This window comes from Exiguobacterium sp. s181 (assembly GCF_018617125.1).
In the GTDB taxonomy this organism is placed as follows: Bacteria; Bacillota; Bacilli; order Exiguobacteriales; family Exiguobacteriaceae; genus Exiguobacterium; species Exiguobacterium profundum.
Genome location: NZ_JACSJM010000001.1, coordinates 1,106,329 through 1,131,729, shown reverse-complemented (window position 1 = coordinate 1,131,729; position 25,401 = coordinate 1,106,329). Strand labels below are relative to the sequence as shown.

Sequence of the window (25,401 nt, the reverse complement as noted above, 5' to 3'; positions counted from 1 at the left end):
TTACTCTATCTCAACCAGCTACGAAGCGCGATGAGCGCATGTTGGACTGGTTCCCATGTGCTAGACGGAATGAGATAACATGTCGCTTCATGGATAGAAAATGTTCGCACATCCTTTTGTTTGACGATGTTCTCGCCGATTGCGCCAAACGGATCGCTGTTCACATCGACATGTTCAAATGTACGCCACTTTCGCTCCCCTCGTTCTATAACGGCACAACCGAATGATTTGGTCGGGCCATCAATTCCGTACTCGGCATAATGCCAGAGTGTCGTCGCATCGAGCGGAGACCCAAGGTGAAGGATTCGTGCGTTTCGCTCAATCATTCGCTCGATAGGTGAACCTGGACCGAACCCGACATCGATGGTATGACCGGACACGATGGCTTCAGCCCCATCGCCCCAGGCGGCAACAGACCACATCGGATGGGAACTACGATATACGTGCGGATAGCTTCGGAACAGTTCCGGCACACGTCCCATGCCACGTGTCGCTGTTTTATCAGCTTCGTACGGAGGCATCTCCGCGCGAATCGTCTGCCACCATTCCACGGGGACAGGTGGCGCTTCCCATTCAGCTGGGTCTGAATTGTCTCCGGTCTGGGTCGCCATCATGATCAACCCAGATGGACCGACCACTTCCTGAATCGCTTCAATGACGGTCTGCGCCCCTCCACATACCCAACCGAGTTTTGAGAGCGACGAATGGACAAACAACGCCTCTCCCGAGCGAACGCCGGCTTCTTTTAACTTTTCGATGAGACTCGACTTCGTCACCATCTTTTTCACAACCATCACTCCACAATCAGCTGGATCGACGACCCGCTTCTAGATTTTTTCACTTCAATCCGTGCATCGACACGGTCTTTCAATTCTTGGACATGACTGATGACGCCGACGAGCCGACCGGTCGCCTGTAAAGACATCAATAATTCAATCGCCTGGTCTAGAGATTCGGCATCGAGCGTACCGAATCCTTCATCGATGAGCATCGTTTCAAGACTGATGCCCCCACTCAGCTGTTGGACCACCTCCGCAAGTCCAAGAGCGAGTGACAACGACGCCTTAAACCCTTCACCGCCAGATAAATTTTGTACACGACGCGATTGTCCGGTATAGGCATCAAAGACGAGAAGCTCAAGACCAGATTTGGCATTCCCTTTCGCCGTCTCGACTTTCCGCTCAAGCCGGAACTGACCGCTCGTCATCTGATCCAAATGAATGTTGGCCGCATGAAGGATCTGATCAAAAAAGGCGGTTTGAACATATGTCTCAAACGTCATTTTCTGTGGGTTGATTCCCTTCCCCGTATCCGCAATCAATTTGATTGTCTCTAATTTCTGCTCTTCTTGCGCCGTCTGTTCGCGAAGGGTATTCCATTCCGAGATGACGTGTCTATGTCGAGACAAGGCATCTTGGGCTGTGATCAGCTGTTTCGACGCCTGCTCACTGCATTCAGCCACTTCCTTCACTTTCATCTCCATCTCATGCAGGTCTGGTCGCTCCTGATTCTTCAGTTTTTCTTCAATCATCTGTTTATGGTGTCGGAGTCGAACACCTTCTTCCTCCTCACGTTGCAACTGTTCACGAATCATTGTCCGTTTGTCGATTTGATTGGCGTATGATTCATAGCGTTCACGCGTCAGATGTGATGCTTCTAGCTGATTGACCCAAATGGTCTGCTGGGCATCATACTGCTTCGATGCTTCAGTCAACTGTTCACGGATCAATGACAGTCGTTCTTCCTCTTTCCAAAGTGCTTTTTTCACCGTCTCAAACTCAAGGTCGTACGCTTCGACTTGTTTCATCAACATCGAGATGCGGTGCTCAAGGTCGGCTCGCTCGCGCTGCAACGCATCGAATGTCGTTTCTTCACTTTGACCGAGTGCGTACAGACTTTGTTGCGTCATTTCAAGTTCGGATACGACACGCTCCCGCTCTTCGAACTGTTGACGTTGCTCTTGCTCTAACTGTCGGATTTCTGCTGACAGTTGGCGAAGTGTCCGTTCGTTCTCTTGATGCATTCGTTCTTCCCGCTGCAATAGCTCTGCACGTGTTCGCCACTTATTGAGTTCTTCTGTGACATCGCCATTGAATTGAATGTCTTTGGAAGCTTGATCTAGTTCTTGTCGGACTGCTTCAAGTTGTTGATGAAGCGAACGATAATCCGCCCGCGCTTCGATTAAGCGTGTGGACAAATCATCAAGACGTGCCACGGCCGCATCCCGCTCCGCGATGTTCGTAACGGTTTCTTCGTGTTGTGGGATATCATGATGACGAGAACCGCATACCGGGCATGGCTCACCGTCTACAAGCGTCTCGCTCAGTTGTTTCGCTAGTATTAATTGTTCTTGCTGTGTAAACGTGGTGACCACTTCTTGTTGGGTCACGTACTGTCGTTGAACGTCTTTGCCCGTTCGTTCACATTCGTCGAGTTGTTTCGATAACTCACGTGCCTTTGTTTCAAGAGAGGCCAGATGCACCAATCGGTCGACGTGACGCTCGGCGTCGACTGCTCGTTCGCTAGGTTCAGACTTTATGCTGTCGACCAATCGCCGTTCTCTTTCTTGAAGTTCTTGTAACCGAGATTCTTTTGAAAACATGGCCAATTCTTTTGCACGATTCATCAATCGGTCACGAAGGGTCACGAGTGTGGCGCGCTCCTTGATTCTTGGCATCATCTCATCGACAATCCTTAGTCGCTCTTTACGAGAGATCACTTCTTCTTTGTCCGTTTCAATCGTTGGTTGTCGCTCCACTAACTTCGATTGGGTGGATTGCAAGTGCTCTAATTTTGTCGAGGAGGTCTGTTGTTCAATCGACAACCGACGCACGAGTTGCTCTAGTTCCTGTAACCGTTCAAAGACTGGACGAATGTTGGCTGCGACCTCTAAATTTGTTAGCAGTTCACGTGTCTCGTTTCGAATCGATTCCCCGTTTAAAAAGATTGCAAGTGCTCGATCGGTCTCTTCTCGTTCCTTGAATAGGGTGATGAGCGCTTTTGCTTTCTCAAGTGCATCTCTTGCCTCTTCAAGTGCTGTCGCATACGTTTGTTTCTGGGCTAAGGCCGTTTCACACGTTGCAATCAGATGTTCTTCACGCTCATCGAGCCAACGTTGAATCTCCTCGATGGACTGGGTCGACACCTCTTCGATTGCTTCATCTTCGAGCTCTAATAACTTGAGTCGTGTCCGCTCGACCGCCCATTCCACTTGTTTTCGATACGCGCTATAGCGTTCACCCCACTTTTCCTGGAACGTACGATATGCCTCAGTTTTGAAAATGGATTGGAGGATTTGTTGTTTTTCATTCGAGTTCGAGTCGAGTAATTGTCTAAATTGGTTTTGAGGGAGCAACAAGATTTGACTGAACTGTTCATACGATAATTGTAAAATCGATTCGATTCGTTCTTGTATCTCGTTCACCTTCGTCGCCAGCGGCTTCCAACCGTCCTCCCATTCATAGAGGATGGCCTCGTGCGGAATTGGCGTCTTATTTTTCGGATGAGGTTGTTGCGGCTGTCTTACGATCCGATAGCGGTCACCTCGAATCGTGAACGAAAAATCTACTTCCGTCTTCAACTCAGGTTGTGCATACTGGCTTCTGAAGTCACTAGCATTTCGAAGCGACCCACTCGCCCGACCATAAAGGGCGAACGTCATCGCATCAAAAATGGTCGTCTTCCCGGCGCCCGTCCGACCGCTTACGACAAACATCGAGCGACCAACCAACTGGGTGAAGTCAATCGTTTCACGTTCTGCATACGGTCCAAAAGCTTGAATCATCAATTCAACCGGTCTCATTAGACATCACCTTCTTCTATCATTTGCTTCACGGCATCTGAGGCAGTGCGATCATGTACGGCCTCAAAAAATTGGAGATATACCTCTTCTACTGACTGTCTTTCGAGCGTCTCGCGTTCAAACGTGGATGTCTGCTCCTGGCGACGTAACAGTTCCAATTCAAGATGAAGAATATTCGGATAGACAGTCCGAAGTTTCGCCATCGGATCATGAAGCGCCGTATCATCGGTCAATACAATTTTAAGGTAGTCATCTGTCTTTTGTTGCTGATAATAAGTTGGGGCAAGGAGTTCGTTCAATGTTCCGGTGAGTTGTCGCATATCCCGCTCTGGTGTCAAGGCACGGCGACGACGTGTCCATTGACCGTTCCATTCCAGAACATCGACGGATTTTTCATGATTGACCTCGGAAAACGAATATTTCATGAGCGACCCACTATATGCAATTCTTTCTGATTGAATCGCATCACGATTATGTAGATGACCTAATGCCGTATACGAAAAAGGCTCATATAACCCTTTTGCGACCTGTCCTGCAGTGCCAACAGATAGTTGACGTTCTGAATCCGTCTCCAGTCCTCCCGCGACAAAACTGTGACCGATTGTAACCGCATCTTTTTCGATTGTACCGTATGCTTCAATGACTGCCTCCAGTGCATCGTGATGCGTTCGAATCGAGTCGATACCGAGAATATGCCGTACGCGAGCCGGCTCAAGGAATGGAATCGGATAAAATGGGATCCCTGCGACATCGAGGGGACCAGATGTCGGGTCGAGTTTCCCAACGATGTGAAGACCCACTTGTCTCAATAACTTCGAACTATATTCGAGACGTTCTGCCGAATCATGGTTTCCGGCGATGGCAACGACCGGGATTCCACGGTTCAAGACGAGCTCTCGCCACATCTCATCGAGTAAATCGACCGCCTCGACGGGAGGGACGGCACGGTCATATAAATCACCTGCGATGATGACCGCATCGGGTCGCTCTTCATCTACGATTTGTAAAAATGAATGGAACAAAATATTCCGTTGATCTTCTGTCATATGTCGACCGTGGACAATCTTTCCTAGATGCCAATCGGCCGTGTGAATCCATTTCATCACGTATCACCTCTCTTTCCTATTCTAGCATGAGTCATTCGTATGATTCGACGTCTTGACACCCGTTTTTGAAACAGCGAAAGTAAGAGGAGAGGAGGACTTCCAAAATGAAATCATCAACATGGCAAACTTTTTTTCAATTATTCAAAATCGCGAATCCTCCGAAAAGGCTATTTGTCGGAGCCATTCTCATCTCTCTCCTTCAAGCCGTCGCCTCACTGGCCATTCCGCTCATCTTGCAGCGTGTGGTCGACCGGTGGAGCAGCGACTTATTGACACCTGAATGGATCATCTATTTCGTCATCGCATTTTTGATTCAGGTCATCACGAGTGCCGTTTCGATTTATTGGTTACATATTGTGGGGCAACGGGTCGTTGCCAATTTACGCACGACCTTGTGGGACCATCTCGTCAAACTGCCGATTCCATTCTATGACGGCATCAAGTCGGGGGAACTGGTGTCTCGGTTGAACAATGATACGACGACGCTTCAACAGTTGTTATCCGAACAAAGTGTCAGGTTGTTGACCTCTCTCGTCTCGGTCATCGGCGCCGTCGCCATCTTGTTCACACTCGATTGGCAAATGACACTCGTCATCTTGTTCTCTGTTCCGACCACACTCATCATTGTCATACCGCTCGGACGGAAGCTTCGGATTATCGCAAAAGAGACACAACAAGAACTCGGAAATCTTTCCGGCTTCTTCGCAGAACTGCTCGGTGAAATCCGCCTCGTCAAATCACAAGCGACGGAACAGATGGAAGTGAAAACCGGCAAAGCAAAAATCGAGACACTGTTCGATTACGGGGTGAAGGAAGGACGAATTCAAGCAATCCTTATTCCCCTTCTCAATGTGACCTTGACCGGGATGTTGATTGCCATCCTCGGGTTCGGCGCATATCGCGTCTCGACCGGAGCTTTATCAACGGGCGAACTACTCGCCTTCATGCTCTATCTCTTCCAAATCATCACGCCCCTCATCACGATGAGTGAATTCTTGACGAGACTTCAAAAGGCGCGTGGAGCAACGGAACGGATTGCTGAGTTGCTCGAAGTCCGTCCCGAACCATACAGCACACATGAAGAAATGATTCATCAGACGGCACTCTCATTTGAAGACGTTGCTTTCCATTATGGCACTGAACCCGTCCTCCAAGGATTGACACTTCAAGTTTCACCAGGGGCGACAACCGCCATCGTCGGACGAAGTGGTGCCGGGAAAACGACACTTTTCTCACTTGTCGAACAGTTCTATTTACCGACGGCAGGAACGATTCGATATGGAAATCGGGAGATTCAAACATACGGGCGTGACACATGGCGTCAAATCATCGGGTATGTCGCTCAAGATTCACCCGTCCTCTCAGGATCTGTACGGACAAACATTGTGTACGGACTTCGACATGAAGCGAGCGATGATGAAATCAAAGAAGCCTGTGAGATGGCCAACGCATGGTCGTTCATTGAAACGATGCCAGAACAGCTCGATACGGAGATTGGTGAGCGAGGTATCCGTTTGTCTGGCGGGCAGCGACAACGACTTGCTATCGCGCGAGCATTGTTACGAAATCCACAGATTTTATTGCTCGACGAGGCAACATCAAGTCTAGATTCTGAATCAGAACGCGTGGTCCAAGAAGCGTTAGACCGCCTGATGGTCGGACGAACGACACTTGTGATTGCCCACCGGCTCTCGACTGTCAGACATGCTGACCAAATTGTCGTCTTAGAAGACGGACAAATCAGCGGAATCGGGAAACATGAGCAACTTTTAACGGAGAATGAATTATATCAACGACTCGTTTCACAACAATTATTAGGGGGACAAGCCACATGAAAACAATCGGATTTATCGGGCTCGGGGTCATGGGCCAATCGATGGTACGTAACTTGATGAAACACGGATTTGAAGTGCAAGCATACACACGGACGAAAGAGAAGGCAGCCGCATTGTTAGAGGAAGGTGTGACATGGTGTGATGCGGTACAGGACGTTTGCCGAGACGCCGATGCCATCATCACGATTGTCGGCTATCCGTCCGATGTCGAATCCATCTATTTTGGCGAAGGGAACATTCTTGATTCGGCAGAACCAGGTACATTATTGATCGACATGACGACGTCCTCACCGAAACTGGCTGAACGAATTGCCGAGACTGCCATTGAGCGGAGTCTCCTCCCACTTGACGCTCCGGTCACGGGAGGCGATGTCGGAGCCAAAAATGGAACGCTGTCGATTTTAGTCGGTGGGGGTGAATTCGCATTCAATAAAGCGAAGCCTTTATTTGAAGCGATGGGACAATCGATTGAACGAATGGGGTACGCAGGGAGCGGTCAATATGCGAAACTTGCCAATCAAATCGCCATTGCCGGCATCATGATGGGGAATGCCGAAATGCTAGCGTTCAGTAAACGAGCTGGAATTGACCCAGAGGCGCTCGTTCGTACGATTCGTGGCGGGGCAGCCGGTAGCTGGACACTTGAAAACTTGGTTCCACGCATGATTGTGGAAGATTATGCCCCTGGCTTCTTCATCAAACACTTTATCAAAGACATGACCCTTGCCATCGAGAGTGCACACGAGCTACAAGTGACATTACCAGGTCTTGAGCTCGCACATCGCCTGTATTCGATTCTGGAAGAGAACGGGTACGGAGAAAATGGCACACAAGCACTGATCGAGTATTATCTCCATCAAGACGTTTGAAACCGGACGTTTGTGGAATTAGTAGGAATGAAGGAGGCGATTTTCGTGCCATGGAATATGAAAGACTATCCAGAATCACTGAAAAACTTCGATCCACTTGTAAAAAAGAAAGCCATTGATATCGCGAACGCATTACTCGCGCAAGGCTACTCTGAGACGAAAGCGATTCCCATTGCCACCGAGCAAGCGAAAAAATGGCATGCGGATGCGTCGGAAGAGGAAAAACAAGATTTTGAAGACGCCCCAAACCCTAAAAAGTCAGATCAGCATGGAACATAAAACAACCGGTCGGATTATCCGACCGGTTGTTTTGCTTGATAGGAGGCATTTAGCTCCAAATAGAGTCCAGAAATCGCCGTTTGAAGATACGGTGTGACAAAGATATAAGCCAGCCCTCCAGTAAGAAGGACGAGCGCATACCATCCGATAAAACTCGCAAAGAGCTTCAACATCGTCCGTTTGTGACCCTTCATCATCTGTCGGCTCTTTCTCATTGCCTGGAACGCTGATAGGTCAGGATTATCTCGCATAATGAACGGTACAATCCGATACGTCAAATAGAACCAGACACCAGGTACGATCAAGAAGAGCATCAACACGTTTAGACCTAAATAGAATACCGCATAATAGACCACGGCACGTGAATAGTCTTTAAGTGACCCGAACGATTCAATCAACAATCCGAACGTTGGCTTTTCATCTTTCGCCACCTGGAGAAACACCCAATTTTTCCCGAGCTCGATAGGTGCGAGAAGAACCGTCGCCCCGTAAAGAAGCGCCACCGATGTCAAAAGGACTTCGGGGTCGTTCGCCGAGAGATCAAGTCGGGTCGTGATCATCGCTTGAATGACCATGACAGTTAAGACAACGAGTAATGATATGCCCCACTTTCCTGATAGCATTCGTAGCGCATATTGTTTGTAAACGGAAGATTGCATGAATTCACCTACATTTATTGTTTTCTCTCATTATAGCAAAAAAACAGTCTTCCGACTGTTTTCCGCCTTGGCTCATCCAAGAAGTTGTTTGAACTTTCCTTCATCGAGCTGTCCATTCGTTCGTACGCCATTTCCTATGTGTACCATCGCTACGTCAAGACGTTCTCGAAGAATCGGTAACGTTTCCACCGTGATCCCTGCACCAGGCAAAATTGTGATCTCGGCCTGTTCCTTCAAGGCTATCAAGGTTTCGATTCCTTCTAGTGCAGTTTTGGCACCGCCTGAAGTAAGGAGAATATCTACTTCCGGATATTCATTCAACACGTCCATCGCTTCAAAGACATCACGTGATGCATCGAAGGCACGGTGGAACGTGAGCGTCATTTCCCCTTTGTGCTTGATGACTTCCCCTAAGATCCGCTCGTCAATCGCTCCATCCTGTGTCAAGGCACCGAATACGATTCCATCGACACCGAGCTCACGGCATAGACCGATATCCGCAAGCATAGTCTCGACATCATCCTCATTGAAATGGAACGAATGTGTATGGGGCCTTATCATCACATGCACCGGAATCGACACATGTTCGACCACATTTCGAATCGTTCCAAAACTTGGTGTGATGCCCCCGTTTTCCATATCCGCAATCAGTTCGAGTCGTTTTGCACCGAGTTGCTCAGCCTGAATAGCTTCCGTTAGTGTAGTGACAATCACTTCTACATTCATTCAATCGCTCCCTTTACGGTGCGAACTTCCAGTCCACACCATGTTCGGCTAAGACGCCTTTGAAATCTTGAGGCTCCGGAAAATCAGAGATAATCGCCGTCACCTTCGAAAAATCACAGACGCGATACCGTTTTTGTTGATTTAGTTGGGTATGGTCCGTTAGTAAGAACGTCTCGCGACTTTGTGACATCACCGACTGGGTAATACTGGCGAGGCCGAAAGCGTCACATGTTAAACCTAGTGATGCGTCGACCCCTTCGACGGACAAAATGGCAAGGTCGAACATGTATGTCTGTAGTTGCGTCAGGACCTGCTCACCTGTCGTCACGAGATGTTTCGGGTCGATTGTACCACCTAATAGCTGAATTTCGCCACCAAGCACACCTTTCGCCCGCTGTTCAAACAACGCCTTCGCCACCGTCAACGATGGCGTCACGACCGTCACATTGCGACCACGCAACCGGGATGCCACTTGCTCTGCCGCAACCCCGTGTCCTATATATAATAATGTATCATCTGGAATCAACTGAAATGCGGTATAGGCGATCCGACGAATTCCATCCATGTTCGCAATCACGATGGGCTGAAAGGACATGCTCTGATGAAGGACCGCTCCCCCGTATACACGTTTGATTCGATGCTCTTTTTCTAGCTCTTCTAAATAACGGCGAATCGACTCCCCAGATACGTTCAAGCGCTCGATCAACTCACTCGTCTTTACTTTGCCTTCTCGTTCGATCCATTCTACAATTTTCTGTTTACGCTCTTCACCGATTAAAGACACGTCCCTGCCTCCTCCACAATAATCTTTCCTTTTCTAGTGTAACGAACGCATGTAAATTTAACGTAAATTGAAAGTAAAGAACGAGCAAATCCAACATGTTTTTGTTTCTTTTTTGTGTAAATCAACGACAATACACAAAAAAGGCACGCCCTAAACGGACGTACCTGCATGCGTCATGATTTCGGCTTGTGTTGAAACAGTGGAACTTTTGGTTCTTTTCCAGCACGAATACGTTGCCAGTTGGTACGATGCTTAATAATAATGAACAATGCGAGTGGCACGATGACGATCAGCGGTAACCAATCTTTCGTCACGATGCTATAAGTCGTTGCTGTCACCAGTCCCACCACGGCGGCAGCCATCGAGGAGAGGGATACCATGCGCGAGGTGAGGAGCGTCACGATAAATGTACCGACGACGACAAAGAAGAACCAAGGGAAGGCTGCCAACAAAACTCCACCGCTCGTCGCAACCGATTTTCCACCTTTGAATTTCGCAAAGACTGGATAAGAGTGTCCAATCACTGCCGGGATTCCGGCAAGAAGCAGGCTCATCTCGCTTCCGAATAGTAGAGGCAGCAATGCAGCGACAAGACCTTTCCCCATGTCACCGAGCAAAACGAGGATTCCTGCCTTCTTACCTAATACGCGAAACGTGTTCGTCGTTCCTAGATTGCCGCTCCCATGTTCTCGAACGTCTACGCGATAGCCGAGCTTGCCGATGATGAGGGCAAACGGAATGGCACCAAGTAGATAACTAAAAATAATAATCATGATTTCTGTCACATATGGCATCGCAATTCCCCTTATTTCATAAATTCTGCAATATAGCGATCATATGGCTGATTCAATGCATGTACCTGTTTCGCATGCTCCATACCGATATAACGTAAATGCCATGGTTCGTACATATACCCGGTCTCATCCTCAAACTCTTTTTGGTAACGGATGATAAAACCATACTCGTGAGCATGATCGGCTAGCCATTTTCCTTCAACCGTTTCACCGAGACTTTGAGTCAGTTGATAGTTGACTGAGGCGCTCGATACGTCAATCGCAAGTCCTGTTTGATGTTCAGAATGACCTGGTGGTGCGGAATATTTCATGGCTTGCTCTTTGCCATCTCGTTCGACATAAGCATTGAAGAGATTGACTTGATAGGCGTATGAACGAAACGCACTCGTCCCTTTCAAATCAATTCCTGCTGCTTTTGCACCTTTCATTAGACCTTCAATCGCCTGAGCAGCTTCTTTACGTAACATTCGACGTTCACCGACTGTCGAGTCGACAAAATCAATGTTCGCCTCTACCAAATCACTCGGCTGATAGTCGGCAGGCAATGCAATTTGCTTGTTTACAAGAATCAATTCATCTAATTCCAAATTGGCCACACCATCCGTTTCAATCGGTTGACTAGGTGCCACAGGTTCTTCCTCTACTGGTTCGGTCGGCTGTTCAGACTCGTCCGACGTCTCCTCCTCAGAAGGTGACTCGGTGACTGTCTCATCTTCACGATCCGAAGTCGGTTCATTTGGTTCTGTCTCTTGTTCATCTACTGTTGATGACTGTGTTGTTGGTTCTTTCGGTTCAACTTGCTCGTTTGTCGTACAACCGGCTAACATGAACGTCAAGGCGCCGCAAACCATCAAAATCGATGGATAACGCATGCGATCTTCCCCTTTCTAGATAACAAAAAGTACCGTCAAGATATGATACCACACTGACGGTACGAAGACAGAAGATTCTTAAACAGGGTTCATGACGTTCAAATACATTTCATGCCATTTCGGGAACTCTCGATCAAGTCGAATCGGTTTGAAGTCGCCTCGTTTGACGACGACATGCGTTGTAGTCGCTGTACCAACAAGTTCTCCATGTTGATTCGTCAACTCATAGCCATAAATCGTTCTGATTTTTGAATATTGATCGACCCATACACGAACATGAACCGTATCACCATACGTCACGCTACGCTTATAGTCCATGGATACATTTGTCACAGGAGAGACAAATCCCGCTTCTTCCATATCTTTATACTCGACACCTAGTTGTCGTAACAATTCCGTGCGCGCAATCTCTAAATAAACTAAATAGTTGGCATGATAGACGATGCCCATCATGTCCGTCTCTTGATACCTTACTGGGATTTGAACCGTGTGCATTGAATCATCCTTCTTTCCTAAGAAAAGTATATTATAACTTACTCTTAATATCTACTACTAATAATTGTTGGAGTGACACATTCTCATCCTCCGTCGACACTAAACGATAGGACTGACGAGCAATCGATTCATCGATAACAGATAGAGCGGTGCGCGCGTTCGCATGTTTGATGTCACCTAAACGAGTAGCCAATGCCTCAAGCGCATCCTCTTCCATCACATATCCGAACTGACTTGCGTAGTTTTTCGCGATGTCTACTAACTGTTCTTGCGTATAGTCAGCAAAATGAATCGTCCGTTTCATTCGGCTACTAAGACCAGGGTTGGATTCAATTAATCGGCGCATCGGACCTTCGTAACCGGCAAGGACGACGACAAGATTCTCGCCATGTTTCGGCATTTCATCAACGAGTGTATCGATTGCCTCCCGGCCATAGTCGTTCGCCCCGCCGTTCAAACTATAGGCCTCGTCAATGAGTAAGACGCCGCCAAGGGCGTCACGGATCGCCGCTTTCGTTTTTTGAGCTGTCTGTCCCACATAGCCACTAACTAAATCTGCACGACTGACGACATTGACATGGCCTCGCTTCAAATAACCTGTCCGTTTCAACATCTGTGCATATAAATAGGCAAATGTCGTTTTTCCGGTACCGCTGTTTCCGGTTAGTGTCACATGGAGCTGGACCGGCGCCGTCTTCAAACCGAGCGCCTTCCGCTTCTTTTGAATCTGGACGAGTGCTTCGATTTCAGCCAGTTGTGCTTTCGCTTCTTCCATGCCGACCAGGTCATCTAACGATGTCGGACTCGAGTCATCTTCTGGCTGATCAAAGTCTTCTTCAGTCAAGAGCGCCATCTCGTCTAACGGAGCGTCTGCACCGAAGCGGGAACCCTTCTTAAACATCGCATCAAGTAAAATGTTATGGACAGTCCGAGCATTTCCGAACGTCGAATCGACTCGTTCTCTGTCGATTCGAGCAAGAAGTGATCGCTTTGCCTCTTCCGTCAGCACGTAATTATTCTCTTGTGCCACTTTCTCACCGATGGCGACCAATTCTTCGTCACGGTAGTTCGGTAACTCATAGTGATTCGACTCAGGGAATCGTGATCGTAAACCAGGGTTAGCTAAGAGGAAATGGCGCATTTCTTCTGGATAACCAGCTAGAATGACGACGAACTTGCCTGCATATTCGCCACTCGTCATTGCGGCGACAAGCGTATCGATGGCCGCTTGTCCGTAATCACTACCACTCGCATCTTGACGCTTCAATGCATATGCCTCATCGATGAATAAGACACCACCTTCCGCCTCTTTCACCTTATTCATTACCTGTTCTTCCGTTTGTCCAACATAGGCACCGACAAGACTCGAACGATCTGCCTCGACAAGGTCTGGGCGTCCTAATAAGCCGAGTTCAAAGTAAATCTCAGCCATGAGTCTCGCTAATGTCGTCTTGCCGGTTCCTGGATTCCCTGTGAAGACGAGATGAAGGGATGGTTGATGTTTTGAAGAAAAGCCGGCTTTCTCTCGTTCTTTTTGGAAAAGGAGAAAGCGATACCACGCTTTTACACGTGCTTTGATGTCATCGAGCCCAATCATGTCTTCAAGTGACTCAATCGCGCTCGAGCGTGTCTCGCTCGGACGGTCTGGTAGTAGCTCACAAATCGTGTGTAGTCGTTCTTTCACAAGGGAAACGCGCTCCCCGAAACGATGAAACGCTTCACGACTGAAATAGTTCCCCTGCATGGATGCGAGCAAGGAGGCAGTATCATCTTCAAGAGATGCGACTTCTTGCATCGCTTCGATGATCGCTTCAAACAGGTTCTCCAGCTGTCCGCGCCATTCAGAATCACGCAAATCAGACTTCGCAGCCTCCACCTCATCATGGAGTTGGTCAAGTTGATCGAGTAACGCTGACGTTTTTGACTCGTACTCTGTTAAGATTTGAACCTTCATTGAGGCGTAATCGGCCTCTCGTAAGGTGGGCCAGTCAATTTGAAGCGCCTGTTTCGAACGACGCAACTGCTCATTCAGTTGAAACAGACGAAGCTCTGGAGGAAGTGCGTTCATCGCCTCCAACTCTTTTACCCAGCGGTTGAGTAACGGGTCCATCGTTTCCTTTTGTTTGAGCCGATGTGTTGCGAGCAGCCGCAAGGAACGAATTAATTCTTCTTGGTGCTGAGTCGCACGAGACCAATGTGCGTAAGATAACAATGCCGCCTCGTTTACTTTTTCTCCAGCTTCCCAGTTCGTCAAGTCCGTTTGAACTTGTTCCACTTGAATTTGTTTCATCTTGTTCTCCCTTTCAGACGACAAGGGAGCCGACATCATGTCTGCTCCCCATCGGATTATCTTGATTCAAACGATGTCATCCGAATCGAATGGAATAACTTTCCGTTATTCCGCGATTCTGCCGCGAGCAAGATTCGTTCATGCGCATCGACATAATATGTGACAGTCTCTTTATTTTCTTCTTCACTAAAAATCGATGGATAGTTTTCAATCCACTCTTCCGGAACGGTCTCAGCCGATTCTGATTTCACATACGCTTGCGCGGTACGTCCGACCAAATCGGTTTCGCCTTCACTTGAACCAAGCGTCCCGTCATCGAGCCATTTACGAATCTGTTCGTTCGTTGCACGTGACAAGAATGGATGAGGTGCGACTGCTCCGGAGTTCGTCTCCTGTCGAAGAACTTCTTCCCCGTCCGGATTGAACTCTAAGTAGGTCTCTCCATCCCATTCTGCTTTCGCGCCAACATTTGGACCCGTCACGACTTCAGATACAAAATGTCCGTCCTCATCATATGTGACAAGGTACTCTCGTTCTTCGAGCTCTTCGCCTTCTTTTGGAAGTTTGCGTTCTTGATATCCGATCACGACATTCGAGTAGAATGGTTCGACTTTCTCTTCCTCTTCCCCGCTCAAATCCATGAGCACATAGAAGTTATAAGCGAGTAATGCCCCGACAATGAGGATGCCGGCCAATATCACCCAGCTCAACCTTTTTTTTATCTGTTGTTTCATAGCCTATCCTCCTCGTTTCTTCACTTACTATCCTACACTAGCGAGAAGGACAAGCAAAATATTTTTGACCGAAAAAGGGCCTCATCTGAGACCCTTTCGAATTAACCTAGTTTATCTTCATCTTTCTTTTGCATCTCTAGCCATTTATCTCGTTCATCCGGTTCGTCGGTAAGATCCTTGAATAAGGCAATCATCATAAAGATGAGCACGAAGATGAATGGGAAGGCTGCGAGAATCGCAACAGCTTGTAGAGCATCTAATCCACCAGCATACAACAATACGGCTGCGATTGATGATTGGATGATTCCCCAAGTCATTTTAATCCCCATCGGCGGGATGAGCTTCCCGTTCGATGTAAGCATACCGAGGACGTATGTCGCAGAGTCGGCCGATGTAATAAAGAATGTCGAAATCAAGAAGATGGCGATTACACTGAGTAGCGTCCCAAAACCACCGAACGTTTCAAACAGTGCGAACAGCCCGACCTCAGTACCGATTTCGTTTACTTGATCAATTAAGCTATATCCTCCGAACAAATCAGCCCAGATGGCCGAACCGCCGAAGACGGAGAACCATAATAATCCGAATGATGTCGGGACAAGTAAGATTCCGATGATAAATTCCCGAATCGTACGCCCTTTCGATACACGTGCGATAAACGTTCCGACGAATGGTGACCAAGAAATCCACCAAGCCCAGTAGAAGATAGTCCAACCGTTCACCCATTCACGTTCAACGGGTTCAAATGCGGCTGTACGGAAACTCATGCTCGGGAGCTGCTGCAAATAAGTTCCGACCGTTTGTGTGAACAAGTCGAAAATGAAAGCTGTCGGTCCCGCAAACATCGTCGCTACAAGTAGGACAATTGCCAAGAAAATATTCGTATTACTTAAAATTCGAATTCCTTTGTCAAGACCTGTCGAAGCACTGATCATGTAGAGCACCGTTACGACGGCAATGATGATCAACTGTGTCACGAAAGCGTTCGGTACCCCAGGGATGAGGTAATGAAGGCCACCGGCAATTTGTTGAGCACCAAAACCAAGTGAAGTCGCTACCCCGAATGCCGTCGCAATGACCGCAAGGATATCGACCGTTTGCTTCACGGGTTGTTCGTAGCGGTTATGGACGAGCGAACCGATCGTCTCCCCAATCGTCGCGGGACGACCTTTTCTAAACGTCGAATATGCGATGGCGAGCGCAATCATTGCGTAAATCGCCCATGGATGGAAGCCCCAATGGAAAAATGCATAACGCATAGCAGTCCGTGCATCTCCTTCAGGTGTAGGTGAAGCGAATGGTGGTGAGTGGAAGTGGAGCAACGGTTCAGCCGCTCCCCAGAAGATGAGTCCAATTCCCATCCCGGCACTGAATAACATGGCAAACCATGATAAATAACTAAATTCTGGACGATCTGTATCCTTTCCAAGTCGAATCGAACCATATCTTGAAAAGATTAAAAAGATGGCAACCAGTAAAAACCCGGTGGCGCTCAAGAGATAGAACCAACCCATCCCGTTTGAGAGCCAGCCTTGTAACGTACTCGTCACGTTTAATAGACTGGCATTACCTAATAAACTCTCGGGGAAAAGTCCCCAAATCGTAAATAAGCCAGTTATGATTGCAGATACGACGAATACGGTCGTCACACGGCTTTTTCGTTCCATAAAATCACTCCTATTTAATTTTCTATTTTCATATACGTTTTCCACCCTAACATACTTTTGAAACAAGTCACAACCCTATGTGTACATAAATGTATTGTTTACCGTCCAATAGATAGGTGTCTTGTCATCAAGTTGTTTCTTTGGGCTCCAGTGAAACAATCAATGTTTCATCGACCACATAGTAAGGTCTTTTTGGCAACGTTTTTAAATAACCCCCCTCTCGTAAACGGGTCAAATCGAGTTGAAGCGCGTTCTGAAATGTTTGTAACGGTAATTTCTTCTCCTGGTCCATATACAGATCGAGTGCCCGTTGCACTTGATCCATTTCATAAATGACGTCGCGTTCATCTTCCGGTACGATATGAAACGTCTCTTTTGACATGAAGAAACGTTGTTTCGGGATTCCCGAAAGGTGATGTTTCAAGCGTTTGGTGTCGATTTCTTGCGAGTCATCCAGTAGGACGGTGCGATTCACACCTTTTGGCAGTGTCTGTTCATATTCGTGAATCGCCTGACGCAATTCTGAAAGGGTGATATCAATTTCTCGATCCGGTTCCACCTCTTTTTGTTGCGTCAATCGTTTCCACCAACTCTTTCCGAGCTTCTCTTCTTTATCCATAAGCGCACCCCTCCCTGTCTTCCTGTTCCCGAATCTTTTAAAACTTTCACCTTAAAATTGCATATTCATGAAAAAAACCTTCCTTTTTTCAAAGGAAGGTCATGGACTAGCACTTATTTCAATTTGTTACGGAGAACCATTTGCAGGATTCCACCGTGACGGTAGTAATCAATTTCAACTTCAGAGTCGAAACGAGCGATGACTTTGAACTCTGTCACCGTTCCGTTTTCATGTGTCGCTTTTGCGTTCAAGATATCGCGCGGACGTACAGACTCATCGACTTGAATATCAATTGCTTCTTCACCAGTCAATCCGAGTGATTCAGCCGATTCACCGTCTAAGAACTGAAGCGGGAGCACACCCATCATGACAAGGTTCGAACGGTGAATCCGCTCGAAACTTTGTGCGATGACCGCACGGATTCCAAGAAGATTCGTCCCTTTCGCTGCCCAGTCACGAGATGATCCCATTCCGTAATCATTTCCTGCAAGGACAACAAGACCTGTTCCCTGTTCCTTGTACTTCATAGCCGCATCATACATTGGCATGATTTCACCAGTTGGCCAGTACGTCGTAAAGCCACCTTCAGTTCCTGGAGCAACTTGGTTGCGGATACGAATGTTTGCGAACGTACCACGCATCATGACTTCATGGTTACCACGGCGAGAACCATATGAGTTGAAGTCGATTGGCTCTACCCCTTTAGAAAGGAGGTATTGACCGGCTGGTGTCGTCTTCGAGAATGATCCAGCTGGCGAGATGTGGTCGGTCGTAACCGAATCCGCAAACTTCCCGATGACACGTAAGCCATTCAATGCATGAACCTCGCCCGCTTCTGGTTCGAGTTGTTCGAAGAACGGTGGGTTTTGGATGTATGTCGACTCATCTGAGAAGTCATACAAGTTTCCTTCCGGAACATCGAGTGCGTTCCAACGCTCGTTACCAGTGAAGACCGTTTCGTACTCTTTACGGAATGCTTCTGGTGATACGACGTCTTGGACAACCATTTTGATTTCATCGTTTGATGGCCAGATGTCTTTGAAGTATACTTCATTTCCATCTTTGTCTGTACCGAACGAATCATTCATGATGTCGAAGTTGACTGACCCGGCAAGAGCGTAAGCGACGACGAGCGGTGGTGATGCCAAGAAGTTTGCCTTCACGAGCGGGTGAACGCGCCCTTCAAAGTTACGGTTACCAGAGAGGACTGACGACACGAGCAAGTCGTTTTCTGTGATCGTATCTTCGACTTCACGGTCAAGCGGACCAGAGTTTCCGATACATGTCGTACAGCCGTATCCGACCGTGTTGAAGCCAAGTTCGTCCAAGTAAGAAGTCAAACCAGCCTTATCCAAGTAGTCCGTTACGACTTTCGAACCTGGTGCGAGTGATGTCTTCACGTATTTCGGAACGGTTAAGCCACGTTCAACGGCTTTCTTCGCAACGAGTCCAGCACCGACCATGACGTATGGGTTCGACGTGTTCGTACAGCTTGTGATGGCTGCAATCGCAACATCTCCCGTACTCATGTCGACTGCGCCGTCCTCGTACTTGACTGTCGCCGTTTTGTCGAGTTCAGAACGGTCAAGTCCGAAGCCACTGTTTCCTGCAGGAGCACTCAAGCTATCGATGAACGATGTTTGAACGTCTGAGAGGTTGATTCGGTCTTGTGGACGTTTCGGACCCGCAAGTGAAGGCTGGACTTTCGACAAGTCGAGTGTCAACACTTTTGTGAACGTTGGATCAGCTTGATCTGGTGTATAGAAGAGATCATTCGCTTTAGAGTATTCTTCGACGAGTGAAATCAACTCCTCAGAGCGACCAGTCGTACGCATGTAGTTCAATGTTTCCGTATCGACCGGGAAGAATCCACATGTCGCACCATATTCAGGCGCCATGTTTGCAATCGTCGCACGGTCTGAAAGTGGCATCGTGTGGAGCGACGGTCCGAAGAATTCAACGAATTTCCCGACAACTTTTTCATGACGGAGCATCTCTGTCACGACGAGCGCCACATCTGTCGCTGTCACACCAGGGTTTACTTCACCGATGATTTTGACACCGACGACGTCTGGCACTGGGAAGTATGATGGTTGACCGAGCATGCTTGCTTCCGCCTCGATTCCGCCGACACCCCAGCCAAGAACACCGAGTCCGTTGATCATCGTTGTGTGCGAATCCGTTCCGACGAGTGAATCTGGATAAGCAACTGTACCTTCTGCATCATTCTTCTCGAGGACGACAGATGCCAAGTACTCCAAGTTTACTTGGTGAACAATCCCCGTTGCAGGTGGTACGGCACGATAGTTGTCAAATGCCGTCTGAGCCCAACGTAAGAACTTATAACGTTCTTCGTTACGTTCAAATTCGATGTCCATGTTTTTCATCAATGCGCCAGCGAAACCATATGCGTCTACTTGAACTGAGTGGTCGACGACGAGATCGACAGGAATTTCTGGGTTGATTTTGTTTGGGTCTCCACCGAGGTCTGCCATCGCTTTACGAAGTGAAGCAAGGTCTACGACCGTCGGTACACCCGTGAAGTCTTGAAGTACGACACGTGCCGGTTTGAACGGTACGTCAATGTCTTTCGAGACGTCGGCAGTGCCCCATTTTGCCAAGTTCTCGACATGTTCTTTCGTGATGGCACGCCCGTCTTGTTGACGGAGAACCGATTCAAGAAGAACGCGAATCGAATACGGAAGACGGCTGATGTCCGTCAATCCTTCTTCTTCCAATTTTTTCAAACGATAAAAATCATACGATTGCCCGTTCGCTTCGAACTTTGTCCGAGATGCGAAGGCGTCTAAAACATTCGTCTGTTCCATTGCAATTTCCCCCTTTTTGAAAGCGCCGACCACACGACAATGCGTAATCGCTTACTTTTCACATATTTATCATAATACAAGTATAGCGTGACGTAAAATACATTCCGTCACAAATTAGTCATAAGTAAAACTTATCAAAACTAAAATGACTTAATTCACAACAAAAAAACACCTCAGAAACGAGGTGTTTACATCTTATTCTTCCGTACCGATCTCTTCGTTGACGTCAAGTGCCTCAACAAGCGTCAAGTCATCTGCGTGACGCTCAGCGAACCGTTCATATGTGAACTCGTTCGCGAACAGGAAGACCGGACGTTCCCAACGGTCTGTAACGAGCATGTTCCGTGAATCTTGGAACGGTTTCAATGCCTTCAACTCTTTATCTTTGACCCAACGAGCAACGCTATATGAGACTGGTTCCATTCGAATATCGACGCCATATTCATTGTTTAAACGATATTCGAATACCTCGAATTGAAGTTGTCCGACCGCGCCGAGATAAATCTCGTTATATTCGTTGCGATACACTTGAATCGCCCCTTCTTGCGCAAGCTGTTCTACCCCTTTGTGGAAGTGTTTCGACTTGAGCGAGTTGACCGGCGAAACGCGCATGAACAATTCCGGTGGGAAAGTTGGCAGCGCCTCAAACGCAATCTTCTGCTTCGATGTGGTGATGGTATCTCCAATTTGATACGTCCCAGAATCATAGATCCCGATGACATCACCAGCAAACGCTTGGTCGACTGTTTCTCGATCGTTCGCCATCAATTGTGTCGATTGGCTCAATTTTATCTTTTTCCCAGTACGAGTGAGCGTCACATCCATCCCACGCTCAAACACACCTGAACAGATGCGTACAAAGGCGATGCGATCGCGGTGTGCCGGATTCATGTTCGCCTGAATCTTGAAGACGAATCCACTGAAGTCTTCTGATGTCGGATTGATTGGACCGACGTTCGACTTACGTGCCTCAGGAGCCGGAGACATCTCTAAATAGTGATTCAAGAACGCAGTCACCCCAAAGTCGACGAGCGCTGTTCCGAAAAATACCGGTGTCAATTTACCGCTCTGGATCGCCTCGACATTAATCTCGTTCCCCGCTCCATCGAGAAGGTCGATTTCATCGCGGAGGTTCATCAAGTTCTCTTCCGACAAATGATCGGCGAGAATCGGATCGTTCACTCCGTCCTCACCCAGTTGAAGTGTCGACTTCTCCCCACGGAACAAGTGGACCTCATTTTTCATTCGGTCGTAGACACCTTCAAACTGCATTCCACTTCCGATTGGCCATGTAATCGCGACAGAAGGCATGCCTAACACTTCTTCGAGCTCTTCCATCAATTCAAGCGGATCTTTTGCCTGACGATCCAACTTGTTCATAAATGTGAAGATTGGAATCCCACGCATCCGACAAACTTGGAATAGTTTTTTCGTCTGTGTTTCAATCCCTTTCGCAGCATCAATGACCATGACCGCGCTATCGACTGATGTCAACACGCGATACGTGTCTTCACCGAAGTCGTTGTGTCCTGGTGTATCCATGATCGATACAACCTTGTCTTGATAGATGAATTGCATGACAGACGATGTGACCGAGATCCCACGTTGTTTCTCGATTTCCATCCAGTCAGATTTTGCGTGTTTTGAGTTTTTGCGCGCCTTGACCGTACCTGCCTCGCGAATCGCACCACCGTGCAAAAGTAATTTTTCTGTTAATGTTGTTTTCCCCGCATCCGGGTGAGAGATAATGCCGAATATCCGACGTCTCTCGACTTCCTGTTTCAATTGGCTCATATAGGATAGACCTTTCCTTTCTCGTCTCAGTTCATGCTTATTCTCGTAGCAACGCTATCTATTCTAACGAAATCAATTCGGTTCGTCTATCCTAATGGGACGTACGCCTTTTGCAAATGGATTCTTTTTTGTATACTAACGATGAAAGCAAGTGAATGTATAGAACGGGGGAAAGACGATGCCAGAAAACTTGATGATGTATTTCATTGTATTCTGGGGATTCGTCATGATTGGACTCATGACGATTGGCGGGTACTTCATGTTTCGTAAGTTTTTAAAACGAATGCCAAAAGAAGATGGACGTTCCCTACTTGACATCGAAGATGATTATATAGAAAGAACGCGTCATCTCTGGACTCCGGAGACGCGGACGCTATTAGATCGTCTCGTCACACCGGTACCCGAGTTGTTCCGCGACGTGGCGATCCGAAAAATCGCAGGTAAAATCGGTCAATTCGCGCTTGAATCGCGTGCAAAAAAAATGACGACCGAACTTGTGGTAAAGGGTTACATCGCCGCAACACCGAAGCGCGATCACAAGTTCTTAAAGAAAGCGCTAACCGAAGAACAGATTGATTGGACGCCATACGAACACTATTTTCAGCAGTAGACTCTATCTCATTCAGATAGAGTTTTTTATTTGTCGAATTGTGCGATTCGCCTAATGGGTCAAAAGTACCTTTTCTCGAGCTTTATATTACATCGAAATAACGTTCACGAATTAGACAATATTGAAAACGCTTACAGTAAATTGGTATGACCAATATTAATATAACGTCTTTCATTTCGACACGAAAAAAAGGAATGACTGAATTGTTTTTCACAACGCATAATGGATTTATCTTACAGTCAAGGAGGGTCTATTATGCATGATGTAACACAAGTTTCACAAACAACAAGCCATCAATCTGCCCACATGATTACCGAACATGAGACATTTCATCGGTTAATGCAGGAAAAAAATCGCTTCATCGTTCCAGCTATCATCTTCTCACTCATCTTTTATTTCACACTCCCGATTCTGACGAGCTATACGACGATCTTGAATACACCACTCATCGGGGACATCACTTGGGCTTGGGCGTTCGCCTTTTCCCAGTTCATTATGACTTGGACACTTTGTGTACTTTATAGTCGACGTGCCCGTCGCTTTGACGCACTCGTCGAACAATTGAAAGACGAGGTGAGATCATGAATTGGACCGCGATCGCCCTCTTTATCGCCATTGTCGGACTCACGCTAGTGATTACATACTTTGCAGCAAGAAAAACAAAAACTGCCAGCGATTTTTATACGGCAGATGGTGGATTGACCGGATTTCAAAACGGTCTTGCCATTGCAGGCGACTATATGTCTGCCGCATCGTTTCTCGGAATTGCAGGTATGATCGCGCTTGCGGGATTCGATGGGTTTTTCTATTCAATCGGTTTCCTCGTTGCCTATCTCGTTGTCCTCTATCTCGTCGCCGAACCATTGCGAAATCTTGGGAAATATACGATGGCAGACATGATTGCGGCACGTTTTAACAAGCCTCGCGTACGTGGTGTCGCAGCGATGAATGCGATTGTCATCTCCATTTTTTACATGATTGCGCAACTCGTCGGAGCGGGTGCTTTGATTGAACTGTTACTCGGAATCCCTTATACGACAAGTGTCGTCGTCGTCGGAATCTTAATGACAGTCTACGTCGTTTTCGGTGGCATGACGGCCACTTCTTGGGTACAAATCACGAAAGCCGTACTTCTGATGATTGGGACGGCAATCATTTCATTTCTCGTGTTCGCTCGTTTTGATTTCTCCGTCACGACGATGTTTAATGAAGTCAGTAAAGCGACCCCACTCGGAAGTGACTTCTTGAACCCTGGGAACAAGTTCAAGCTACCGCTCGATACCATTTCATTAAACATGGCGCTCGTGCTCGGTACGGCAGGGCTCCCTCATATTCTGATTCGCTTCTTCACCGTCAAAGATGCACCGACTGCTCGGCAATCCGTCGTCTATGCGACATGGATCATCGGTGCATTTTATATCTTGACCATTTTCCTAGGTTTCGGTGCCGCAGCATTCGTCGGACGTGATGCCATTCTCGCCGCAAACCCTGCCGGCAACATGGCGGCCCCTCTTCTCGCGCAAGTGCTCGGTGGTGACCTCTTGTTCGCTTTCGTTGCCGCAATCGCGTTCGCGACAATTCTTGCCGTTGTCGCTGGACTCGTACTGTCAGCTGCTTCCGCCTTCGCCCATGACTTCTACGGACATATCATTCGTAAAGGGGAAGCGACAGAAACTGAACAAGTGAAAGCCGCGCGAATCGCTTCAGTTGCGGTCGCCCTCGTCTCAATGGGACTAGCTTTTTTCGCCCAGTCGATGAACGTTGCGTTTCTTGTCTCGCTCGCCTTCGCCGTTGCGGCGAGTGCGAACTTACCTGTGATTCTCTTTACGATTTTCTGGAGACGCTTTAATACAGGTGGCGCCATTTGGGGAATGGTAGTCGGTTTGTTCTCCTCACTGATTCTAGTCGCACTCAGCCCGAACCTTTGGGCTCCGGACGGTTCGGCCATCTTTGTCGGTGAAGCCCTATTCCCACTATCCAATCCCGGGATTGTATCAATCCCCCTCGGTTTCATCGCTGCCGTGATTGGTACACTGGTCACGAAATCAGATGAAGCAGCAGGAAACTATGAACGCGTCCTCGTCAAGGCGAACACTGGAATCGACGCGGAGACCGAAGTCGCCGCTACGAAAGCAGACTAAATAAAAAATGGAGTGGCTCAACGCCACTCCATTTTTACGTGATTGCGATTCGTTTATATTTTTGATACATGGCGATTCGCCACGGGACAATCATCCCCCAAGCAATCAAATAAAACAATCCGCCGGTCGAGAAGATATCGACCTCATGACCGACCCAAACCTTCATTGCTGTACGGATGGCAAGGAGTGCGAACACGACCACGAAAAATGCTTTCGATCGTGAGAGATACACTTCGCCGTCCCGTTTTTCAAAGTTTGATGTCTTAATCAAAAACAGACTGAAGATGAGCCCGACCGCAAGGGCCTCAGCCACTTCGACCCATGATAAGCGAAACGCGGGAATCAAAAACTGAATCATCCCGGTCGTCATCGCAAGTGGTGGGATTAAAATTTTCTTCGCATTCGTCGGCTTTGCCGATGCTTTTACACGAACAAAGCTCGCTACGATACCCATTAACAACGCGACGAGAGTCGACCCCCATAACATTGACATCTCG

At 47.7% G+C, this 25,401-nt stretch carries 22 protein-coding genes; 6 read left to right on the top strand and 16 right to left on the bottom strand.

Going from position 1 to position 25,401, the window contains the following annotated elements:
• Window positions 1-5: 5 nt before the first annotated feature.
• The 3 genes from KNO70_RS05840 to KNO70_RS05830 are packed head-to-tail and all read right to left on the bottom strand — an operon-like array spanning window position 6 to window position 4,905.
• Window positions 6-794 (bottom strand): AAC(3) family N-acetyltransferase, encoded by a 789-nt coding sequence (locus KNO70_RS05840; protein WP_047795253.1) that lies wholly within the window; start codon window positions 792-794, stop codon window positions 6-8.
• Complete coding sequence (locus tag KNO70_RS05835; RefSeq protein WP_078147008.1) at window positions 794-3,802, bottom strand: AAA family ATPase; 3,009 nt, start codon at window positions 3,800-3,802, stop codon at window positions 794-796. The genes KNO70_RS05840 and KNO70_RS05835 overlap by 1 nt, the downstream gene beginning before the upstream one ends.
• Window positions 3,802-4,905: an exonuclease SbcCD subunit D gene (locus tag KNO70_RS05830; RefSeq protein WP_214811470.1), complete on the bottom strand. Its 1,104-nt coding sequence runs from the start codon at window positions 4,903-4,905 to the stop codon at window positions 3,802-3,804. Before KNO70_RS05830 ends, KNO70_RS05835 begins: the two co-directional genes overlap by 1 nt.
• A gap of 107 nt (window positions 4,906-5,012) precedes the next feature.
• Between KNO70_RS05830 and KNO70_RS05825 the strand changes: the two genes are divergently transcribed.
• From KNO70_RS05825 to KNO70_RS05815, 3 genes are read left to right on the top strand one after another with little or no spacing between them, the layout of a single operon-like run.
• Entirely contained in the window at window positions 5,013-6,743 is a 1,731-nt protein-coding gene (locus tag KNO70_RS05825) for an ABC transporter ATP-binding protein (RefSeq protein ID WP_214811467.1), read from the top strand.
• A complete protein-coding gene (locus tag KNO70_RS05820; RefSeq protein ID WP_214684120.1) occupies window positions 6,740-7,612 on the top strand; it encodes an NAD(P)-dependent oxidoreductase in 873 nt (290 codons plus the stop codon). The genes KNO70_RS05825 and KNO70_RS05820 overlap by 4 nt, the downstream gene beginning before the upstream one ends.
• Before the next feature lie 45 nt (window positions 7,613-7,657).
• Entirely contained in the window at window positions 7,658-7,891 is a 234-nt protein-coding gene (locus KNO70_RS05815) for a DUF2188 domain-containing protein (RefSeq protein WP_012726433.1), read from the top strand.
• 14 nt (window positions 7,892-7,905) lie between these two features.
• Here the strand turns inward: KNO70_RS05815 and KNO70_RS05810 are convergent, their stop codons facing one another.
• From KNO70_RS05810 to KNO70_RS05755, 12 genes are all read right to left on the bottom strand, one after another.
• Window positions 7,906-8,550 (bottom strand): DUF975 family protein, encoded by a 645-nt coding sequence (locus KNO70_RS05810; protein WP_078147013.1) that lies wholly within the window; start codon window positions 8,548-8,550, stop codon window positions 7,906-7,908.
• 72 nt (window positions 8,551-8,622) lie between these two features.
• Complete coding sequence (locus KNO70_RS05805) at window positions 8,623-9,276, bottom strand: copper homeostasis protein CutC (protein WP_078147014.1); 654 nt, start codon at window positions 9,274-9,276, stop codon at window positions 8,623-8,625.
• A 13-nt stretch (window positions 9,277-9,289) separates the two neighbouring features.
• The gene (locus tag KNO70_RS05800) at window positions 9,290-10,060 is read right to left on the bottom strand and encodes a DeoR/GlpR family DNA-binding transcription regulator (RefSeq protein WP_078147015.1); all 771 of its coding nucleotides are present in this window, start codon (window positions 10,058-10,060) and stop codon (window positions 9,290-9,292) included.
• Between the two features lie 173 nt (window positions 10,061-10,233).
• The gene (gene plsY / locus KNO70_RS05795) at window positions 10,234-10,854 is read right to left on the bottom strand and encodes a glycerol-3-phosphate 1-O-acyltransferase PlsY (protein WP_078147016.1); all 621 of its coding nucleotides are present in this window, start codon (window positions 10,852-10,854) and stop codon (window positions 10,234-10,236) included.
• Between the two features lie 11 nt (window positions 10,855-10,865).
• Window positions 10,866-11,726, bottom strand: coding sequence for a M15 family metallopeptidase (locus KNO70_RS05790; RefSeq protein ID WP_078147017.1), 861 nt, complete (start codon window positions 11,724-11,726; stop codon window positions 10,866-10,868).
• A gap of 78 nt (window positions 11,727-11,804) precedes the next feature.
• Window positions 11,805-12,221: an acyl-CoA thioesterase gene (locus KNO70_RS05785; RefSeq protein WP_012726439.1), complete on the bottom strand. Its 417-nt coding sequence runs from the start codon at window positions 12,219-12,221 to the stop codon at window positions 11,805-11,807.
• A 31-nt stretch (window positions 12,222-12,252) separates the two neighbouring features.
• Window positions 12,253-14,511, bottom strand: coding sequence for an AAA family ATPase (locus KNO70_RS05780; protein WP_214684118.1), 2,259 nt, complete (start codon window positions 14,509-14,511; stop codon window positions 12,253-12,255).
• A gap of 56 nt (window positions 14,512-14,567) precedes the next feature.
• On the bottom strand, window positions 14,568-15,245 hold the full coding sequence (locus tag KNO70_RS05775) for a hypothetical protein (RefSeq protein ID WP_078147019.1): 678 nt from the start codon (window positions 15,243-15,245) through the stop codon (window positions 14,568-14,570).
• Between the two features lie 101 nt (window positions 15,246-15,346).
• On the bottom strand, window positions 15,347-16,912 hold the full coding sequence (locus tag KNO70_RS05770) for a BCCT family transporter (RefSeq protein ID WP_214684117.1): 1,566 nt from the start codon (window positions 16,910-16,912) through the stop codon (window positions 15,347-15,349).
• Window positions 16,913-17,039: 127 nt separating this feature from the next.
• Entirely contained in the window at window positions 17,040-17,531 is a 492-nt protein-coding gene (locus KNO70_RS05765) for a DUF3939 domain-containing protein (RefSeq protein WP_078147021.1), read from the bottom strand.
• A gap of 113 nt (window positions 17,532-17,644) precedes the next feature.
• The gene (gene acnA / locus KNO70_RS05760) at window positions 17,645-20,359 is read right to left on the bottom strand and encodes an aconitate hydratase AcnA (RefSeq protein WP_012726444.1); all 2,715 of its coding nucleotides are present in this window, start codon (window positions 20,357-20,359) and stop codon (window positions 17,645-17,647) included.
• Window positions 20,360-20,554: 195 nt separating this feature from the next.
• Window positions 20,555-22,153 (bottom strand): peptide chain release factor 3, encoded by a 1,599-nt coding sequence (locus KNO70_RS05755; RefSeq protein WP_078147022.1) that lies wholly within the window; start codon window positions 22,151-22,153, stop codon window positions 20,555-20,557.
• Between the two features lie 178 nt (window positions 22,154-22,331).
• On the opposite strand from KNO70_RS05755, the gene KNO70_RS05750 reads away from it, so the two are divergent.
• The 3 genes from KNO70_RS05750 (at window position 22,332) to KNO70_RS05740 (ending at window position 24,904) form a co-directional block, all read left to right on the top strand.
• Window positions 22,332-22,763: a DUF2621 domain-containing protein gene (locus tag KNO70_RS05750; RefSeq protein WP_031423504.1), complete on the top strand. Its 432-nt coding sequence runs from the start codon at window positions 22,332-22,334 to the stop codon at window positions 22,761-22,763.
• A gap of 306 nt (window positions 22,764-23,069) precedes the next feature.
• The gene (locus KNO70_RS05745; RefSeq protein ID WP_240499876.1) at window positions 23,070-23,348 is read left to right on the top strand and encodes a DUF485 domain-containing protein; all 279 of its coding nucleotides are present in this window, start codon (window positions 23,070-23,072) and stop codon (window positions 23,346-23,348) included.
• The gene (locus tag KNO70_RS05740) at window positions 23,345-24,904 is read left to right on the top strand and encodes a solute symporter family protein (protein ID WP_012726448.1); all 1,560 of its coding nucleotides are present in this window, start codon (window positions 23,345-23,347) and stop codon (window positions 24,902-24,904) included. Before KNO70_RS05745 ends, KNO70_RS05740 begins: the two co-directional genes overlap by 4 nt.
• Before the next feature lie 34 nt (window positions 24,905-24,938).
• Here the strand turns inward: KNO70_RS05740 and KNO70_RS05735 are convergent, their stop codons facing one another.
• Complete coding sequence (locus KNO70_RS05735) at window positions 24,939-25,391, bottom strand: CcdC family protein (protein WP_078147931.1); 453 nt, start codon at window positions 25,389-25,391, stop codon at window positions 24,939-24,941.
• Window positions 25,392-25,401 lie beyond the last annotated feature (10 nt).

What these genes read in the sequence shown, in the direction of transcription:
- KNO70_RS05840 (WP_047795253.1), bottom strand. Translation starts at nt 794, where the DNA reads ATGGTTGTGAAAAAGATGGTGACGAAGTCGAGTCTCATCGAAAAGTTA.
- KNO70_RS05835 (WP_078147008.1), bottom strand. Translation starts at nt 3,802, where the DNA reads ATGAGACCGGTTGAATTGATGATTCAAGCTTTTGGACCGTATGCAGAA.
- KNO70_RS05830 (WP_214811470.1), bottom strand. Translation starts at nt 4,905, where the DNA reads ATGAAATGGATTCACACGGCCGATTGGCATCTAGGAAAGATTGTCCAC.
- KNO70_RS05825 (WP_214811467.1), top strand. Translation starts at nt 5,013, where the DNA reads ATGAAATCATCAACATGGCAAACTTTTTTTCAATTATTCAAAATCGCG.
- KNO70_RS05820 (WP_214684120.1), top strand. Translation starts at nt 6,740, where the DNA reads ATGAAAACAATCGGATTTATCGGGCTCGGGGTCATGGGCCAATCGATG.
- KNO70_RS05810 (WP_078147013.1), bottom strand. Translation starts at nt 8,550, where the DNA reads ATGCAATCTTCCGTTTACAAACAATATGCGCTACGAATGCTATCAGGA.
- KNO70_RS05805 (WP_078147014.1), bottom strand. Translation starts at nt 9,276, where the DNA reads ATGAATGTAGAAGTGATTGTCACTACACTAACGGAAGCTATTCAGGCT.
- plsY (WP_078147016.1), bottom strand. Translation starts at nt 10,854, where the DNA reads ATGCCATATGTGACAGAAATCATGATTATTATTTTTAGTTATCTACTT.
- KNO70_RS05790 (WP_078147017.1), bottom strand. Translation starts at nt 11,726, where the DNA reads ATGCGTTATCCATCGATTTTGATGGTTTGCGGCGCCTTGACGTTCATG.
- KNO70_RS05785 (WP_012726439.1), bottom strand. Translation starts at nt 12,221, where the DNA reads ATGCACACGGTTCAAATCCCAGTAAGGTATCAAGAGACGGACATGATG.
- KNO70_RS05780 (WP_214684118.1), bottom strand. Translation starts at nt 14,511, where the DNA reads ATGAAACAAATTCAAGTGGAACAAGTTCAAACGGACTTGACGAACTGG.
- KNO70_RS05775 (WP_078147019.1), bottom strand. Translation starts at nt 15,245, where the DNA reads ATGAAACAACAGATAAAAAAAAGGTTGAGCTGGGTGATATTGGCCGGC.
- KNO70_RS05770 (WP_214684117.1), bottom strand. Translation starts at nt 16,912, where the DNA reads ATGGAACGAAAAAGCCGTGTGACGACCGTATTCGTCGTATCTGCAATC.
- KNO70_RS05765 (WP_078147021.1), bottom strand. Translation starts at nt 17,531, where the DNA reads ATGGATAAAGAAGAGAAGCTCGGAAAGAGTTGGTGGAAACGATTGACG.
- acnA (WP_012726444.1), bottom strand. Translation starts at nt 20,359, where the DNA reads ATGGAACAGACGAATGTTTTAGACGCCTTCGCATCTCGGACAAAGTTC.
- KNO70_RS05755 (WP_078147022.1), bottom strand. Translation starts at nt 22,153, where the DNA reads ATGAGCCAATTGAAACAGGAAGTCGAGAGACGTCGGATATTCGGCATT.
- KNO70_RS05750 (WP_031423504.1), top strand. Translation starts at nt 22,332, where the DNA reads ATGCCAGAAAACTTGATGATGTATTTCATTGTATTCTGGGGATTCGTC.
- KNO70_RS05745 (WP_240499876.1), top strand. Translation starts at nt 23,070, where the DNA reads ATGATTACCGAACATGAGACATTTCATCGGTTAATGCAGGAAAAAAAT.
- KNO70_RS05740 (WP_012726448.1), top strand. Translation starts at nt 23,345, where the DNA reads ATGAATTGGACCGCGATCGCCCTCTTTATCGCCATTGTCGGACTCACG.
- KNO70_RS05735 (WP_078147931.1), bottom strand. Translation starts at nt 25,391, where the DNA reads ATGTTATGGGGGTCGACTCTCGTCGCGTTGTTAATGGGTATCGTAGCG.